The following is a 17431-nucleotide window of genomic DNA, read 5'->3' on the forward strand; positions in this document are numbered from 1 at the left end:
GTTTTAACAAGTATATGAGTGGGTTATGCCGATTTGGTTCAGTGTAAAATCAATATTAACTTTACATTTATTATTTGGCTGCCTAATTGCAATAAAGTTCAGCACTTCAACTTAGAAAAAATCTAAGTGCAAATAAGCAAATTTTAGCTATGGTACTTTCCTGTGCCAGTAAAAACAAGAAACACCGCACTTTAAAAGCGCTTAATTAGCCCGCATTGTAGTTTATAGAGTGTTTTGTGTTAAACTTCGCCGCCGTGCAACTTCTCAAGTGTATTTAGTTGCGTTGCCCATTGCGTTGTTATAATCCAAGTAACTTAGGTATTTTAACCCATGACTGCATTTTCAAATCATCAAATTGTGTTAACTGCTATTGGCGAAGATAGGCCGGGTATTGTGAGCGAACTTACACAATTAGTTAGCGACTGCCACTGTAATATTATAGATAGCCGTATCGCTATTTTAGGCTGCGAATTTACCTTTATAATGTTACTCAATGGCGACATGTCAGCTATTAGCCGTATTGAACACGTACTCCCTACTAAAGCCATGGAACTTGGCCTGCTTACCATGATGAAGCGCACCGCCAGTCATACACCCAGTGAATTTTGTGCCGGTTATACCCTCGAATACACAGGGATCGACACACCGGGGACACTAAGTAAAGTAACGCGCTTTTTTGCCGACAGCAACATTAGCATTTGCTCACTAAAATCAGATACCTACTCTCAAGAGGACGACATTAAAATGCGTTGTGAACTTGAATTCAATATACCGGTTGATGTAGATATAGATCAATTTAAAATTAGTTTTGAGAGCCTTTCTCACACGCTAAACGTAGATTATATTTTTAAACGAATTCGTTAAGGATGCTAAACATGAACACAATTAGTCCATTACAAGCTGGCGATACAGCACCCGCTTTTAGCCTACAAAACCAAAACGACGAAACAGTAACATTAAGCGAGCTGTTAAAAGAACAACAAGTACTTGTATACTTTTACCCTAAAGCCTCTACACCGGGTTGTACGGTTCAAGCCGAGAACTTACGTGACCAACAAGCAGAGCTTGCTAAATTTAATACCCGCGTTGCAGGTATTAGCCCAGATCCAATTAAGCGCCTTAAAAACTTTGAAACTAAAAAAGAGCTTAATTTTGACCTATTAGCCGATGAAGACCACGCCATTGCTGAAGCGTTTGGTGTATGGGGCTACAAAAAGTTTATGGGTAAAGAGTACGATGGTATTCACCGCCTAACGTTTTTAGTAGGCCAAGACGGTAAAATAAAACACCTATTTGATAAGTTTAAAACCAAAGATCATCATCAAGTAGTGTTGGATTATCTTGCAGCAGAATAAGCTAACGGCTGAGTAAGTTAACTACCAGCTATTAGACAAATACAGAAAAGCGTTGCTCAAGGGCAACGCTTTTTTTATGCTAGTTATTAAATATTTAGTTAAGTGAAAGCAGAATCCAGGGGTAGATTGATGTCTGAAAATAGAGATTTGCATCCCTTCGGCTTAGCTTTGACATACAACCTTTACTTATTTATATCATAATGGTCAATTGCCATCATAATACGATCTAGTAATGGCTTCAGACCATTAAAGTTTATATTCTTCTTTTGTGCTTTTATGATATGTGTCGCAAATGCATCTTTACTAAGGTCTTTGTCAGCGTTTCGTTTAGCCACGGTGTTGAAACATTTTTTAGAGTGTTCTCTAAGTCGGTCCTTGTCAGTAAAGAAGTATTCAATATCGGTATCACAATCTTTAATACCTTTAGGTGTCATTACAATATATAGATTATGAAATAAATGTACGAAGTTTGCACTTCTCAAATCTTTTTTTAAATCCAAAGTTTGAGGATATATTTTTGCTTCCTTTTGATTAGAAATGTAACCAAAGATACCCGCATCTTTTGGCCCAGCATCATTATCAATGATTATAATTACAGGGTGCTGTGGTTTAGCCGCTTTATACTTTTTAAATTGTGTCCGGTAGTTAACAATAAAGTCTTTTAAATAGCTAGCTCCACCATATAGCTCCAGTAAAAATCGGGTCCGCTTTGAGTACTCAACGAAGCGAACTAATAACTTATACTCATTCTTAGCTACTCTTGCTAACTTTGGATAACTAATAACTAACTCACTGATAGCTGATTTAATATAAATATTATCAGTTTTACCTTCGCATAAAATTGTCGGCTTATCATTGCCATAAAATAAACGATAGAATATAAATTGGCTGAACGTTTTCTCTCTGCCCGATAGAAGTAGCTTAGTATTACTTCCTACGTTTTTTAATGCCAGCTCAGGCTTTAAGGGACTTTTTTGCCTAATTCTATTGTAATGATCCACTTGGTCAATAAAGTTGAGCTGCCCTTCCAGTTCATTTATATTTCCAGCAACCACAATATCATTTTTAATTGAAGTGAACTCTCCCGTTTTAAATAGAAAATTACACTTAGCCCGTACTGTGCGCCAATACTCTTTTTTAGTATTCGGTCTTTGGTTTACTATTAAGCCAGTAACATCTTGTCTTGAATCTTTATATTGAATACGTGTTTTTTTATGATTTATTAAAAAGCCAGCACGTTTAATTTCATTAGTTAATTTTTCTCCCGGTATATAACCATGATTATCATCAACTTTACCCCTCATTATTTGAGGTGGAAATACTGATTTTCTAGTAGAAAAGGTAATATCATCAGCATACCTTGTGTAAGTACACTTATAATCCTTTGCTAATGAAGCCAAACGAATATCTAGACTATGAGTAATTAAATTAGTTATTACTGGAGAGCAAGGACTTCCTTGAGGCAAGGTGTCTTTGTAACAAGCAATTTGAGCAATCATTGTTGCTATACTAGGATCTAATCGAAAATTTATATTCTTAATAAAAAAGCTGCGCACGCGACCAAAATTAAAACTATCAAAAAAATCTTTTAAATCGATATTGAGCACATTCTTCTTACCCAAGTGCATCATTGCATTAGTAATAATTGAACGTTCTCTAACAAAACCATGAGATAAGGAAGGTTGTTTATGCTCAGAGCTTGGAATTTTAATTTTTAGAACTTCAGCAATATGATCTTTTTTCTTTGGCGAAAGCATTTTTGGAGAAGCAATCTGAGATTCTGGATATTTATTTTTATTAATCTCATCAATACAATCTAGCAATAAATTAGATAAGGAAGATTGTAAACTTTTCAAGTCATCCGATGGTGCATTTATAAGCCTTTGACCGCCAGACTTTTTATCAATCGAAAACTGATGATATTGATTTTCTGGTCTTACAACATACAAGCAACGAGTTAAGAAGCGAGGGTCTACATTTAAAGCTCTTGCGAAACCGGGCTTCGATGAGACTGTTTTTAAATGAGTAAGTCTTGGCATAAATAAATCCATTTATAAGTGGTGGCTTATGGGCACTCCTAGGCATTATTATATACGGAAGCAACTATGAGAAACTATAAGATGCAATCCAGACGGATAATTGTTTCACTGTTCGCGAAGCGCGAACTAAAAATCTGCCCATAAGCCGAGGAAAACAATAACAGATACATAGATTCAAATATATTCTTATCTTTCTAAAAACAACAATAATAACGTTGACACCCATCCTAATTCCCTTCGAAAGTAACAATAGAATGGGCTTTTAGTTCAGAAATTAGCTTAAGTAGCAGCTTGGCTTGTTCAATTAAGATACCCGCTTTTTTATTGTTAATATTGGCTTGAAATTATGATTTTAATGTAAATAAAAACATAAAAAGTTATATAAACTAGTTATTTATATTTGCCGAAATTCAAATAAGTTACTGTGTCGGATGGCGCTTCGCTTATCCGACCTACGTTTTCAAATATATAATCCGGGGTTATTGGGCCCTGGGTATTGGAGGTTCGTTTGAGCTCGTTGGGTTTCGCTGCGCTCTACCCAAACTTGTATCTCTTCTTTATGAGTGTTTAACTTAAATTTTTACGCAAACAAAAATGGCGTTGCCTGAGCGCTCTGCCCATGGGGTTATTTTGTCGTAGTCATGTTCAAATATGTGGATTTCGAAGTACGGTTTTAAGGCTTCTTTAAGCTCGGTATAACTAAAAGCAACCATTGGGTGCTCGTCGTGCCATACGAGTGTTTTATCTGCGGTGGTTTTTTCTATGCTGAGTTTTAATAACTGTTTGCTGCCAGTGCCACTGTAGTGCCAACCAGAGCGAAATGTGAAGAAGCTATTTTCGCTTGTTGCGGTGTGCTCTACAAATGAATCGCTGTCGATTTTGTTTTTATCAACCGTGTTAAAGCAAAATATTCCACCTACGCTTAACGCACTGTGTACGCTAGCAAGGCATTCTTTTAACTTATTAATACCGTCGCAGTAGTGGATTGAATACAAAAAGCAGGTAATTAAATCTAAGTGCTCGGTTACTTTAAATTCACTCATGTTTTGCAACGAAAATTGCGCTTCTGGACAACGAACTTTTGCTTTATCGAGCATTGGCTGGTTTAAATCAAGCCCACTACTTTTATAGCCGTAATCAATAAAGTGGCGTACATGCGGGCCGGTGCCACATGCTAAATCGAGATGGGTATTTGCGCCATTACCAAAAATTTGGTGCAGCCTGTGAATAGAATTGCTTTGGGCTTGATAATTAATATCTGCGCACATTAAGTCGTAGTAATCAGAAAGGTCGGTGTAAAGTGCATTTGCGGACATATAAGCCTAGTGGTAAGTAGTGGAATATTTTTAAGTCGCGCATAGTAAACTAGTTATGGCTATTAGCGAAGAAGATATGAGCTTTAGGGTTGTCGGATGGCGCTTCGCTTATCCGACCTACGTATTTAAATATTATAAAACGTTATTAGAAAATGGTGCGGAAGTGGAGATTTGTTGGGTTTAGCTTCGCTCTACCCAACATACGTACTATCACTTTAAGCTGGCTTTAACTAATTCCTAAATACTTATGTACTTGTATTGATAAGCGCCAGTTTTTGGCAATACAGGTGTCGATTGCTAATTTTGTTGCTGATACTTTTTGGCTAATTGGCTGTAAATAAACAAGCTTTGGGTTAACGCCTGTTTTTGCAAATAATTCTTCTAACTCTTCTACGTGCTTTTGCATCGCAACGGGGTGTTTAATTTCGTTTGCACGCTTCATGGTGCTGGTAAGTACTTCATAACCGCCGCGCATATTGATTTTTGGCGATACCGTTACCCATGTTTGCTCTGGGGCGAGTATTTCAAACGTGCCGCTGGTTTCTATTTGTGTGCTAAAACCGTGTTCGTGTAATAAGTTACATACTGGGTTTAAATCGAACATACATGGCTCGCCGCCGGTAATTACTACATGCTTTGCGGTATACCCTCGTGATTGAAACAGCGCTAAAATTTGCTCTGCACTGGCGTTAGCCCAATGATCTGAGTCGGCTTTTTTTTCTACGGTTTCATCCAGCGATACTTTATATACATTATCAACATCCCACGTTTGCTTGGTGTCGCACCAAGAGCAGCCTACAGGGCAACCTTGCAGACGTAAAAATATTGAGGGTGTGCCGGTAAAACTAGCTTCACCTTGAATGGTTTCAAACACTTCATTAATTTTGTACAAAAGAGATCTCACTTACTACCTAGCAGCCAAATTGCTACTATTAAAAAACCAAAAAGCGCTGTGCAAAAATTGTTATTTAAGCTGCGGCCGTGTAGTATATCGCGCCCTGATATAAACCTCTATTAAAACTAAGAGCAAAACAGATATGACGCAAAAAGTAGTTGTTATTTATTCCGGCGGTATGGACTCGTTTACCGTACTAAATAAAGCCCTGCAACAAGGCCATGATGTATATGCCCTTTCATTTGACTATGGTCAGCGTCATGTAAAAGAGCTTAAAGTAGCGGCAAGTGTGTGTGAAAAATTAAACGTTCCACATAAAATTGTTGATATTTCGGCGATTAACCAACTTATTGGTGGCTCATCACTTACTGATGATATTGATGTGCCTGAAGGCCATTACGAAGAAGAAAGCATGAAAAGTACGATTGTCCCTAATCGTAATATGATTTTGCTCTCGCTTGCTGTTGGTTACGCGGTATCACTTAAAGCTGGCAAAGTTTATTACGGCGCTCATTCTGGGGATCATGCTATTTACCCTGACTGCCGTCCTGAATTTGTGCAAAAAATGGATGACGTGTGCCGTATTGCTAACTACGACGCGGTAGAAATTTTTAGCCCATACTTAAACAATACTAAAATTGGTATTTTAACCGACGGTATTGAAATGGGTTTAGATTACAGCCAAACGTGGACCTGTTATAACGGCCGTGAAAAGGCCTGTGGTAAATGTGGCGCGTGCCAAGAACGCCTTGAAGCATTTGCACTAAATAACATTACAGACCCGTTAGAATACGAATAAGCCGCAATTAATTAGTAATACAATTGCTGTAAACAAAAAAGGCTATCATTGATAGCCTTTTTTGTTTGTCAGGTTTTTAAGTCAATGGTATTGATTACAGCCAGCGTTTTACGCGCGCTTTATAGGCGGTAAACTCTTCGCCAAATAATTTAGTGAGCGCACGCTCCTCGGGTATTATTTGAAAAAGCGTTAAATAGGCAATAAACCCAACAACACACAATAGCGCCCACAAGGAACTTAACCAAATACCCCACCCTGCTAAAATAAATGCAAAACCCACATACATTGGGTTACGTGAAATTTTATAAATGCCGCTCGTAATAAGTTTTGACGCTTGCTCAGGTTTATTTGGGTTTACTGTGGTGTTTGCTATTTTAAAGCTCGCCACCCCTGCAATACAAAAAACACACCCAATAATGACCAAACTTGCTGCTAAGTAGGTAATAAAGGCGGTGAAATCAATAACACTGTAATGCGCAATAAGCGCCATTATGCCTGCAAAAAACAGCACAACAATAACGGGAGGTATTTTATTATTTAACATGGCAACTCACTGTATTGGCTAAAGTATGTTTATTATATGGTGATTAGGGCGTGTTGTTCTTTGGTGATTGAATTTGCAGCAGTATGTTTGGTTTTTAGGCAAGGCAGAGCCTATGTAGTGTGGCTATCCCCCATAAATAGGCGATAACGCAGCATAAAGACCAAACATGCGCTGCCCTTTGGGTTCTTTCTAGGGACAATTAACTCTTTGTTGCTCGGTTTTTACTTAGCCCACTAGGTTACAAACCTCGCGCCGCGATTTAATCGCCCCTAGATTGAACAAATTTCAATCCACAAAGATTAACACGCCCTAGCTATTAAACAATATCTGAAGTGTATAAATGATGAACACGCTCAAAGCTGAATAAAATAAAGTATACAAATTAAGTTACAATTGTCAGCTTTATCAAAAGCGCTTAAAGGTTATACTTTAACCATAAACGAATAATAAAATGATAAGGAATGAGGTTATGTCTGGAACTACGATGATTGTACTTATTGTGCTAATTTCGGTTGGCTCAGGAGTAGTTTACGATATGTATAAAAAGCATCTTGAGTTTAAACATAAAATGCAAAACAACAACAGCGATGCCCATAAACAATTAGCTGAAACAAACGCACAAGTGCTTGCATTAAAAGAGCGCGTACAAACACTTGAGGCTATTGTTACTGATTCGAGCTTTAACGTTAAAGATGAAATTAATAAACTTTAAATTGTTATAAGTAATTTGGATATAAATGTGCATTTTCTGGCTGCTCAATACCGTGAGCAGCTAAAAACCCACCAATAGCTTGCCCGCAGCCCTGTGGTGCTCGCCCACTGTCTATCTCAAAATTTAACTGGTTAGCATGTTGCTTACCCATAGAGCAAAGCCCTACGGTACTTGGCGAGCGCATAGCGATACTTAGGTTACCTATTTGTTCAACCGCAACGTGCTTACTAAAGCGGGCAAAACCTTTGTATTTAAACTGCTCGTTTACGTAGTCGTTACTTGTGGCCACCAATGCCGCAATTAAGCCGTGTAAAAAGCTATTAACGGATGGATCTGCTGTTAAAAACGCAATTGTTTTTTTATTAAACTCGCTAAGCTGGCAATCCTCACACAACAGCTCAACAGTATATAAATGTTGCTCGGCTACTTGCTGCTGGCTTTTAAGCTCAATGCTTTTTCCTGCAAATACAATGCGTTTAAGCACTTCATCAACGTTACTTGTAACCGCTTCGCTTTTAACAAGTTCAGGGTTTTGCGCCATTACCGGTAAGTCGTGATGGTTATTAAATGGCGTGCTTGTTGCGCCGCTTTGCATTAACTGAAAAAGTTCTCTTACTTCATGTTCTCGCGCTACTTTTAACGCTAAAAATGCGGTTTGAATAAGCTCTGAGGTAGGTAAGTTTTCCTCTACTATCCAGCGTCTGCCAAATAATAGCTTTTTGGCTTTGGCTTCATTAGTAGATGCGCTTTTTTGGTAGTTATCAGGGCTCAGCACTGCTACTTGTAGGTAAATTTCTTCACCTTTTTGTGCAGCAAGCACTCTAAAATGAGCCGAAAATTCAATACTCTCAAGTACTTCGTTTACGCTTTGAAGCGTGTGCTTGTAACGTAAAAAATGCTGTGGCACCACCCAGTTACTATTAGCTAATTGCACAAGGGGTGCATAAGAAATAGGTTGCTCGTAACTGTGTTGCCATTTTTGCTCATTGCTAAGCAAATGATTAATGTGACTCTTGTTATCTGACATAAATAAACCAAATAAACTCGCGTTGTGCGATATAAACTATGAACACATTACGTCGTCAATGTCGTAATTAGATCACATGTACGCCCTACTTTTGGGCTTTTTTAACTATCGGTGAGTTCTTGATAGTCTGTTATAACTTTTTGATAGTATGGCTTATCTTTATTGAGCATTTTATTATAATGATTTATGAGTTGCCGTTGGTACATAACGTGCTCTGTACTAGCAAAGTCCCACATTTTGTTGCCGGTATGGCTAATCTCATTATTGGTACTAAAGCTCACTTCAATCACTTCATAAAAACGTTTGTTGTCGTAAACTATTTGTTCACTTATTAGCCCTAAACCGAGTTGTTTTAAACCCACTCGCAACTTATAAGTGTGATGCACTGGGCATAAAATAAACCGAACATTATTTAAATGCTCAACTGCGTTATTAGCAATAATTTGTTGTACTAAACTTAACAACAGCTCACCGCCAACACCTGCTATTACAACTACTTGGCTTTTTCTTTGAGCAATTTCAATTTTGCCTACATCCTGACATAAGACCTGCCACTGCGGATTTTTATCACAGGTTTTTTGTAATTTATTAATAGATGATAATTGCGCTTCTAAATCGTTCATTAAAGTGGCGACTATATCTACAAAAATAACCTGGCTTGCAGCTGCGCGCTTTAATAGCGCCATGCCTAAATAACCATGGTCGCAGCAACAATCCCAAATAATATCGTGATGCTGCGAAATTAATGTATCAATGGCAGTTAAGCGTTTACTGAGCTTCATTTAAGCAGGTATTTGTGACATTTTATAGACAAGCGCTTTTAAACTTTTATTGCTGTCTACTTCAATAAAACGCTCGGTGGGGGCTAGACGCTCAACAAATTCAATTGCGCCTTGGGTGTGCTCGTTTATTAACGCTTTAAACGCCTCTTCGCTAAGCTCTGGGCTATTAGCACACAATAACAATTGTGTGCTATCGCAAAGTAGCTCTGGCAATCTGCGCAGCACTTTTTGATAGTCTTTAGTTAATATAAAGCTGCCTTTTTGAAAGCTTGGCGGATCAACTATTATTAAATCAAACGGGGCTGCTTTTTTTAGTTTTCCAAACGACTTTAAAATATCGTGAGGTAAAAAACTTACGCCGCGCTCAAAACCATTTAGCTGATGGTTTTGCTTGCCGACTTTAAGTACGCCTTTGCTCATATCCATGTTCATTACATGATCTGCCCCGCCTTGCATGGCTGCAAGCGAAAACCCACATGTATACGAAAACAAATTAAGCACTTTGCCATGCTTGCTGTTGGCCATTACAAACTCACGGCCGCTGCGCATATCGGGAAATATTCCGGTATTTTGGCGGCTCTGTAAATCAACCAAAAAACGAATGCCGTTTTCAGTTACAACATGCGGGTTAGGTAATTGCCCATAAACCACGGTGTTTTGGCTTTGTACGCCAGCACGTTGCTGATACACAAGTGAGCTAATAAGCTCTGGCTGGTTTTTTTGTGCCCACTGCCACACAACATCGGTAAGATCGCTTAGTGTTTGCTCGTCAATTTCGTCGTACGAAACTAAAAATAAACTGGGCGGGTAAAAGTCTAAATTAATATGACTTAACGCTTCGACGCTGTGGCCTCGGCCATGAAAAACACGACACAGTTCATTTTTTAAAATTGGCGCGTCTTCAAGCGCAGTAATAAGAGGAGTAAAGTTTGCTGTCATTTTTAATTAATCAACTGTTGTTGTAGTTCATGTATTTCATCGCGAACAGAGCCCGCTTTTTCAAATTCTAGGTCGCTTGCGTATGCATGCATTTTGGTTTCTAACTGCTTAATTTGCACAGCAATTTCTTTCGCACTAAGTACCTTTTTAGACTCTTTACGAATAAGTTTAAGGTTGTCTTTAGGGCCGGCTTCTTCGCCTACATCCATTACATCGAGTATTTTTTTAGCCAGAGCATGAGGCTCTATGCCGTGCTCAACGTTGTAAGCATGTTGAATTTCGCGTCTGCGCGCAGTTTCGTCCATGGCTTTTGCCATTGATTTTGTAATTCTGTCGCCATATAAAATAGCGCGGCCATCTAAGTGACGAGCAGCACGGCCAATGGTTTGTATCAAAGAGCGAGCTGAGCGTAAAAAGCCTTCTTTATCGGCATCAAGTATGGCAACAAGTGCCACCTCTGGCATATCAAGGCCTTCTCGCAGTAAGTTAATGCCCACTAACACATCAAACACGCCAGCTCGTAAGTCACGAATTATTTCAACTCGTTCTACCGTATCAATGTCTGAATGTAAGTAACGCACTTTTACGCCATGCTCACTTAAATAGTCGGTTAAATCCTCAGACATACGCTTTGTAAGTGTAGTTACAAGTACACGTTCGCCCTTCTCTACACTTTTATAAATCTCTGATAAAAGATCATCAACCTGATCCCCTACTGGGCGCACTTCTATAAGTGGGTCAAGCAACCCTGTTGGACGAATTACTTGCTCAGCAATTTCGCCTACGCAACGCTCTAGCTCAAAGTCGCCAGGCGTTGCCGATACATAAATAGTTTGTGGTGCTATGGCTTCAAACTCTTCAAAACGCAGCGGCCTGTTATCCATTGCTGAGGGCATTCTAAAACCATATTCAACAAGGTTTTCTTTACGGCTTCTGTCGCCTTTGTACATGGCGCCAATTTGCGATACGGTTACGTGCGATTCATCAATAATCATTAATGCGTCGTCTGGGAGGTAATCAAGCAACGTAGGCGGCGGATCGCCTGGCGTGCGACCCGATAAATAGCGGCTGTAGTTTTCTATACCTGAGCAATAACCTAGCTCCCGCATCATTTCTATATCGTATTGCGTACGCTGTGTTACGCGTTGCTCTTCTACTAATTTATTAGCACTGAGTAACTGCGCTCTTCGATCTTTTAGTTCTTCTTGTATTTTATCGATAGCCCCGAGTATTTTCTCACGCGGGGTAACATAGTGTGTTTTTGGGTAGATAGTGGTGCGTACTATGTGCTTTTCGATAGCACCAGTAAGCGGGTCGAAAATACTTAAGCGCTCTATTTCGTCATCAAACATTTCTACGCGTACGGCATAGGTATCTGACTCGGCAGGAAATATGTCGACCACTTCGCCACGCACGCGATATGTACCACGGCTAAAATCTACATCGTTACGGGTGTATTGTATTTCGGCGAGGCGGCGTAGCATATCGCGTTGATCGACTTTTTCCCCGACTTTTAAAAGCAGCATCATTTTCATGTATGATTTAGGGTCACCCAAACCATAAATAGCCGATACCGATGCCACAATAATGGTATCGCGGCGCTCAAGCAGTGCTTTGGTCGCACTTAAACGCATTTGTTCTATATGCTCATTTATCGAAGCATCTTTCTCGATAAATGTGTCGCTTGATACAACATAGGCTTCTGGCTGGTAGTAATCGTAATACGATACAAAGTATTCAACGGCATTTTTAGGGAAAAACTCTTTCATCTCACCATATAACTGAGCAGCAAGCGTTTTATTGTGCGCCATAATTATTGTTGGACGATTTAAATCGTTAATAATATTAGCCATGGTAAAGGTTTTACCTGTACCCGTAGCACCTAATAAGGTTTGGTGTGCAAGCCCCGCTTCTAACCCTTCGCACAGTTGTTTAATCGCGGTAGGCTGATCGCCTGCTGGCTTAAAATGTGATTTTAACTGAAAATGATCGCTCAACTATTGCACTCCCGTAATGATTGACTGCTCAACGCATCGAGCTCTTTCATAAACCATTTATATGCCACCATTGCAGTAAATAAATTACCCAGTGCCGCACCAATAAATAATCCAATTAAACCAGCTAGCTCATTACCTATATAAGCAAACGGTAGGTAAAAAACAAATAAACGAATAGTACTTAAAAACAGTGCATTCATTGGTTTATGTAAAGCATTAAACGAAGAATTAGATAATATGATCACCCCTTGCAAACCGTAGCTAAACGGAATGGTGTAAATAAAGAGTTTTATCACATCAATTACCATTTGTTCTTTACCAAACATTTGACTAATAAAGCCTGAAAAAACAATAAGCAAAATATAAATAGCAAATTGCCAAATCATCACAAATTTTAAGGTACCAATATAAGCATCTTTTACTCTGCATAATTTACCCGCTCCAAAGTTTTGGCTCACAAACGGGGGTAATGTCATCGACAAAGCAAGTACAAGAATACTGGCTATAGATTCTATCCGGCTGCCTACCCCAAATGCGGCGACGGCTTCAGGTCCGTGATGTGCAACCATAGCGGTCATCACAGCCATTGCAACCGGGGTCAACATGTTTGCGCCTGCGGCGGGTAAACCTATTTTTAATATTTTACGAATAGCGCCTACCACCGTTTGCGACCCGGCTTTTAAACTCAACAACCGTTTTTTTACTATTAGTAAATATAAAATAATAACAACAGCAACTCCCCATGCTATTACACTTGCAATAGCGGCACCTTGAATACCTAACGCAGGAATAGGGCCAAAACCAAATATAAGCATAGGATCGAGAACCGCATTTATAAGCCCCGCCCCGCCCATTACAATACTGGGCGTTTTAGTATCGCCACTGGCACGCAGTACCGAGTTACCAATCATTGGGGTTATTAAAAATACGCTACCGATAAACCATACATTCATGTATTCGTGTATTAAAGGAAGTACCTGCTCACCTGCGCCTAATAACGTAAATATGGGGTCGATTAGCAAATAGCCAATAAACGATAAAATAAGCACTAAAACAAAAGCAACCAATATTGAAACGCTTGCGTCAAAACGCGCTTCATCTATTTTGTTGCTACCTAAAGCTTTAGCTATAACTGCCGACGTACCAATACCTAACCCAATGGCTAAGCTAATAACTGTAAACGTAACAGGAAACGTAAAACTAACTGCAGCCAATGGCTCTGTGCCTAATAAGCTGATAAAAAATGTATCAACAATATTAAACATCATTAACGTGATCATGCCAAAAATCATCGGAATGGTCATGGTCTTTAATGTAGGCAAGATAGGATCGTTTAGTAAATCTGGGCGAGTCTGAGTTTTTGAAATTGCGCGCATGAAATAAATAAGCCTCTTTTACTGAGCAAATCATTTTAAAGCATCAAGACAATTCAAGCCACGGATTTATCAACAGATTTGAAGGAAACATAAAACTAACTATTCGACAAAACAGTAAAGATCTATTTTTAGATATTTTTGCTAAAATTGAGCACTAAGCCGCCAAAAAACAATTAAAACACATTTTAGTTACTTTTCTTTACAAACCCCCGTTCATTACTGATGCATTTTCACACAAAGACATGCTTTATTTTATCGTAACGAAAAAATTCTCTCATCGAGTTAGATGATTTAAATTGATAATAGTAACCTGTTGTTTTTTAATGAAATAAAAATAGTGATTTAAAAGCTTGAAATCGTTGTAGCACTCTAAAATGCTGGTGCCGCTGATGTTCTTAAAGTTTCATAAACAGAGTTATCCACAGAAACCGTGGATAACTCATTCAAGCCCGCATTTACAAAGGCTTTTAGAGTGATGCTTTTTTCACTCAGATCTGACTTATTACAAATATTCAATTTATCGCGTTTTTCTGGTTTTAGAGCAAAAACCATCTCGACATATAAATTGCCTTATTAACCTGATTATATTCTTGTGAAAAAAATGAAAGTATAACGCAACGTATTGATTGTATTATTTTTGAGCTCTGACAATATAATCACCATCGTACATATAAGTTGTAAAAAATAATTCACTTCTGTGATTATCGAAAATCAATTTAAAGCTTTTACTTTTTTGACAAAACAGACCAACAATAAAAAATACAAACGTTACTTTTTATATTTTGTGCGTATTTTTTACAGCTAAGCGGTTTAACATTGTATTTTATTTGCTCAAAGAACTAAGAAAGGCGATCTCAAAAATCGGCATATCGTCTAAAATCGTAACTCTATTTTTTAAAAGGTTCTTTAAATGAAGTCACAAAACACGCAGATCGAACATAAAAACAACGAATAACCACCTTTTTTAAATTTATAACTTTTATATGTTGACACTTTGCGGCGCGGTCATTAATATTTCGCCCCGTTGAAAGGCAAGACGCTTCCCCCTTAGCTCAGTTGGTTAGAGCGACGGACTGTTAATCCGCAGGTCCCCCGTTCGAGTCGGGGAGGGGGAGCCAAGTTTTTCAACCATAAACGATTCCCCCTTAGCTCAGTTGGTTAGAGCGACGGACTGTTAATCCGCAGGTCCCCCGTTCGAGTCGGGGAGGGGGAGCCAAGTTTATGTTTATGATGTAGTTCCCCCTTAGCTCAGTTGGTTAGAGCGACGGACTGTTAATCCGCAGGTCCCCCGTTCGAGTCGGGGAGGGGGAGCCAAATCATCATAATAAAATTTCTACTTTAGTTCCCCCTTAGCTCAGTTGGTTAGAGCGACGGACTGTTAATCCGCAGGTCCCCCGTTCGAGTCGGGGAGGGGGAGCCAATTCTAATAATTCATAGACATTGATAGACATTCATTCTAAATTCCACTACCCTCTGTTTTATAAATAAAAAAACAAATCGCGCTAATAATTTGCTCTGATTTACTAATCAGGATTTCATTCCTTCCCTTTTGAACTATTAAAAGACTGAAAAAATGGCTGGCTTTAAAAAACTTATCTTTATACAAATAATTTCTTGGTTATTATGTGTTGCAGCTGGAAGCTATTTCATTTCGGTAAGCTTTGATAATGCAGTAAGTGAAGCTCAAAAAAATGCGCAAGCTAGCGTTACCAACTATATAAACGACCTTTCTTTTGACGATAATTTAGTACAAAATTTAAAAAAATCATTGGCTGATGGTAAAACGTTCTCAAGCTTTACGTTACGAGATTACCAAGGCGCAGAAGTATTTAAAGTTAACTCCCCTATTGACCTGCCACTATTTGCAGATTTTATACAGTCTATTTTTAACTCTGCCCGACCGCAGTTTGCGGTAAATAAGGCTGCAGATATAAAAGTTGAATTTACAGTTAATATTCAACACTTAGCTGAACAACTTCAAATATCACTTTTTATTATTATCTTTATTTCCGCTGTTTTAGTAATTATTCCTATTATTTTGATGCAATCTATTTTTTATCAACTAAATAAAAGTATCAGCATGACCGTCTCTGACGTTATCGATGTTTATATCAACCAAAACCAAGCCGGTGAATTAGAAACAGTGCTAGATAGCTCTAAACTGAAAAGCTTAGGAAAAGATTTAGTACCAAGTTTTAACCGCTTATCGCACTTTCTTAAAACAAAAAATGAATATATACAAAGTGAAGCGCTTAGTATTAAACACGAAGCATATAAAGATGTAATTACCGCGCTAGGTAATCGTAATATGTTTGTTGAGTACTACGAAAAAAATATTGAAAATAGCGAACAAAGTACTTTTGGTTCATTAGCAATGATTCGCTGTAGTGAGCTGCAAGCAATAAATCAAAGCCGTGGCTATCAAAAAGGTGATGAGTACGTAAAGGGTGTGGCTGATATAATTAAACATATAAGTGGCACGTATGCTGGCAGTCAATTATTTAGATTAAATAGTTCTGATTTTGCTGTTGTACTTCCCCATATACCACTTAAAGAAGCCGAACGCTTTGGCGAAAACTTACAATCTCGTTTCACTCAATATCAGCAGAATCAAGAATTAAGCTCAGTGGCTAATACCGGTATTGTTGGTTATGAAAAGGGTAAGCCGTTAGGCGAACTTCTCTCAGTTGTTGATAATGCGATGAGTATGGCGCAGTCTAAGCAAATTAATGCATGGCATGTACAGCGTGAGTCCGATCTTGTAAATAATGTAAGTGCTGGGTTTGGTAATCAAAATTGGCGTAAAGTGATTAACGAGGTTATTGAGTCCAAACGAGTTCATTTGGTTATGCAAAATATTATGCCGCTTGGTAAAAGTATTAAAGCATACGCTGAAATTCAAGTTCGCTTTAAAACAGAAGATAATCAAGTTCTGCCAACAGCTTCATTTTTAGCTATGGCTGAAAAGCTTGGTATGGCAGTTGATATAGATAAATTAATTATCGATTCATCACTTGAAAAAGTTAAAAGTCGTAACCTTTCTGAAAAATATTTTGGTTTAAATGTCACGGCTTCAAGCGCTCATAACGATCAGTTTGTAATTTGGTTAGAGCGTCGCTTATTAAAAGATACCCATATTGCATCAAAACTTATTTTTGAAGTGAGCGAGTTCGGCTTACAACAAAATATTAAAGCAAGTAAGCGCTTTATTGATATGGTTCATCGAGTGGGCGCACGCGTAACTGTTGAACGTTTTGGTGTTGGTTTAACCTCATTTAAGTTTTTCCGCGATTTAAAACCTGACTTTATTAAAATGGATGCCAGTTATACTCGCGGCCTAGAAGATGATAAAAACAATCAGTACTTTATGCGCTTAATGGTCGATTTAGCCCACCGCATTGGTGTTAATGTTTTTGCCGAAGGTGTTGAGAGCCAAGAAGAAAAACATATTATAGAAACCTTGTGCTTAGATGGCGTGCAAGGTTATTACATAGAAAAACCTAAAGATATCTAAACCAATTAAGCAACATTGACTAATTTAAAAAGAGCACTTGTTGCTCTTTTTTGCTTTGTAAATCGTAGTACAGTTATTTGGTGGCACCACTAACACTGCAAAGTAAAATGAATACTATACCAATCTGCTTATGTAT

General features: G+C 38.3%; 14 protein-coding genes and 4 tRNA genes. 9 read left to right on the top strand and 9 right to left on the bottom strand.

Features of this window, described 5'->3' with window-relative positions; genetic code table 11:
• Positions 1 to 330: 330 nt before the first annotated feature.
• Both LOS73_RS14920 and bcp read left to right on the top strand, forming a co-directional pair.
• A complete protein-coding gene (locus LOS73_RS14920; RefSeq protein ID WP_007375924.1) occupies positions 331 to 864 on the top strand; it encodes a glycine cleavage system transcriptional repressor in 534 nt (177 codons plus the stop codon).
• A gap of 11 nt (positions 865 to 875) precedes the next feature.
• Complete coding sequence (bcp, locus tag LOS73_RS14925) at positions 876 to 1355, top strand: thioredoxin-dependent thiol peroxidase (RefSeq protein WP_457933917.1); 480 nt, start codon at positions 876 to 878, stop codon at positions 1353 to 1355.
• 182 nt (positions 1356 to 1537) lie between these two features.
• Here bcp and LOS73_RS14930 read toward each other — a convergent pair whose 3' ends face one another.
• The 3 genes from LOS73_RS14930 to queE form a co-directional block, all read right to left on the bottom strand.
• On the bottom strand, positions 1538 to 3394 hold the full coding sequence (locus LOS73_RS14930) for a retron Ec67 family RNA-directed DNA polymerase/endonuclease (RefSeq protein ID WP_197173800.1): 1857 nt from the start codon (positions 3392 to 3394) through the stop codon (positions 1538 to 1540).
• 572 nt (positions 3395 to 3966) lie between these two features.
• Positions 3967 to 4710 carry a class I SAM-dependent DNA methyltransferase gene (locus tag LOS73_RS14935; RefSeq protein ID WP_457933918.1) on the bottom strand — a complete coding sequence of 248 codons (744 nt, stop codon included), beginning with the start codon at positions 4708 to 4710 and terminating at the stop codon, positions 3967 to 3969.
• Between the two features lie 226 nt (positions 4711 to 4936).
• Positions 4937 to 5602, bottom strand: coding sequence for a 7-carboxy-7-deazaguanine synthase QueE (gene queE, locus LOS73_RS14940; RefSeq protein WP_002960417.1), 666 nt, complete (start codon positions 5600 to 5602; stop codon positions 4937 to 4939).
• Positions 5603 to 5747: 145 nt separating this feature from the next.
• Here queE and queC point away from each other — a divergent pair, with 145 nt between their 5' ends.
• Positions 5748 to 6404 carry a 7-cyano-7-deazaguanine synthase QueC gene (queC, locus tag LOS73_RS14945; RefSeq protein ID WP_008136967.1) on the top strand — a complete coding sequence of 219 codons (657 nt, stop codon included), beginning with the start codon at positions 5748 to 5750 and terminating at the stop codon, positions 6402 to 6404.
• 94 nt (positions 6405 to 6498) lie between these two features.
• On the opposite strand, the gene LOS73_RS14950 is transcribed toward queC, so the two are convergent.
• The gene (locus LOS73_RS14950) at positions 6499 to 6948 is read right to left on the bottom strand and encodes a methyltransferase family protein (RefSeq protein ID WP_457933919.1); all 450 of its coding nucleotides are present in this window, start codon (positions 6946 to 6948) and stop codon (positions 6499 to 6501) included.
• 469 nt (positions 6949 to 7417) lie between these two features.
• On the opposite strand from LOS73_RS14950, the gene LOS73_RS14955 reads away from it, so the two are divergent.
• Positions 7418 to 7660: a hypothetical protein gene (locus tag LOS73_RS14955; protein ID WP_010553668.1), complete on the top strand. Its 243-nt coding sequence runs from the start codon at positions 7418 to 7420 to the stop codon at positions 7658 to 7660.
• Between the two features lie 4 nt (positions 7661 to 7664).
• On the opposite strand, the gene LOS73_RS14960 is transcribed toward LOS73_RS14955, so the two are convergent.
• From LOS73_RS14960 to LOS73_RS14980, 5 genes are all read right to left on the bottom strand, one after another.
• The gene (locus tag LOS73_RS14960; RefSeq protein ID WP_033040296.1) at positions 7665 to 8687 is read right to left on the bottom strand and encodes a hypothetical protein; all 1023 of its coding nucleotides are present in this window, start codon (positions 8685 to 8687) and stop codon (positions 7665 to 7667) included.
• Positions 8688 to 8788: 101 nt separating this feature from the next.
• A complete protein-coding gene (locus LOS73_RS14965) occupies positions 8789 to 9469 on the bottom strand; it encodes a tRNA (adenine(22)-N(1))-methyltransferase TrmK (RefSeq protein WP_337120138.1) in 681 nt (226 codons plus the stop codon).
• The gene (locus LOS73_RS14970) at positions 9470 to 10408 is read right to left on the bottom strand and encodes a class I SAM-dependent methyltransferase (protein ID WP_457933920.1); all 939 of its coding nucleotides are present in this window, start codon (positions 10406 to 10408) and stop codon (positions 9470 to 9472) included. It abuts the gene before it with no gap.
• A 2-nt stretch (positions 10409 to 10410) separates the two neighbouring features.
• On the bottom strand, positions 10411 to 12405 hold the full coding sequence (gene uvrB, locus LOS73_RS14975) for an excinuclease ABC subunit UvrB (protein ID WP_007378930.1): 1995 nt from the start codon (positions 12403 to 12405) through the stop codon (positions 10411 to 10413).
• Complete coding sequence (locus LOS73_RS14980; protein WP_007378929.1) at positions 12402 to 13781, bottom strand: MATE family efflux transporter; 1380 nt, start codon at positions 13779 to 13781, stop codon at positions 12402 to 12404. The genes uvrB and LOS73_RS14980 overlap by 4 nt, the downstream gene beginning before the upstream one ends.
• Before the next feature lie 1041 nt (positions 13782 to 14822).
• On the opposite strand from LOS73_RS14980, the gene LOS73_RS14985 reads away from it, so the two are divergent.
• From LOS73_RS14985 to LOS73_RS15005, 5 genes are all read left to right on the top strand, one after another.
• Positions 14823 to 14899 (top strand) — tRNA-Asn (locus LOS73_RS14985).
• 21 nt (positions 14900 to 14920) lie between these two features.
• Positions 14921 to 14997, top strand: a tRNA-Asn gene (locus LOS73_RS14990).
• 21 nt (positions 14998 to 15018) lie between these two features.
• Positions 15019 to 15095 (top strand) — tRNA-Asn (locus LOS73_RS14995).
• 29 nt (positions 15096 to 15124) lie between these two features.
• Positions 15125 to 15201: transfer RNA gene (locus LOS73_RS15000), tRNA-Asn, on the top strand.
• A 153-nt stretch (positions 15202 to 15354) separates the two neighbouring features.
• A complete protein-coding gene (locus tag LOS73_RS15005; protein WP_008134174.1) occupies positions 15355 to 17295 on the top strand; it encodes an EAL domain-containing protein in 1941 nt (646 codons plus the stop codon).
• Positions 17296 to 17431: the final 136 nt, after the last annotated feature.

The sequence above is a fragment of the Pseudoalteromonas sp. SCSIO 43210 genome, assembly GCF_054133285.1.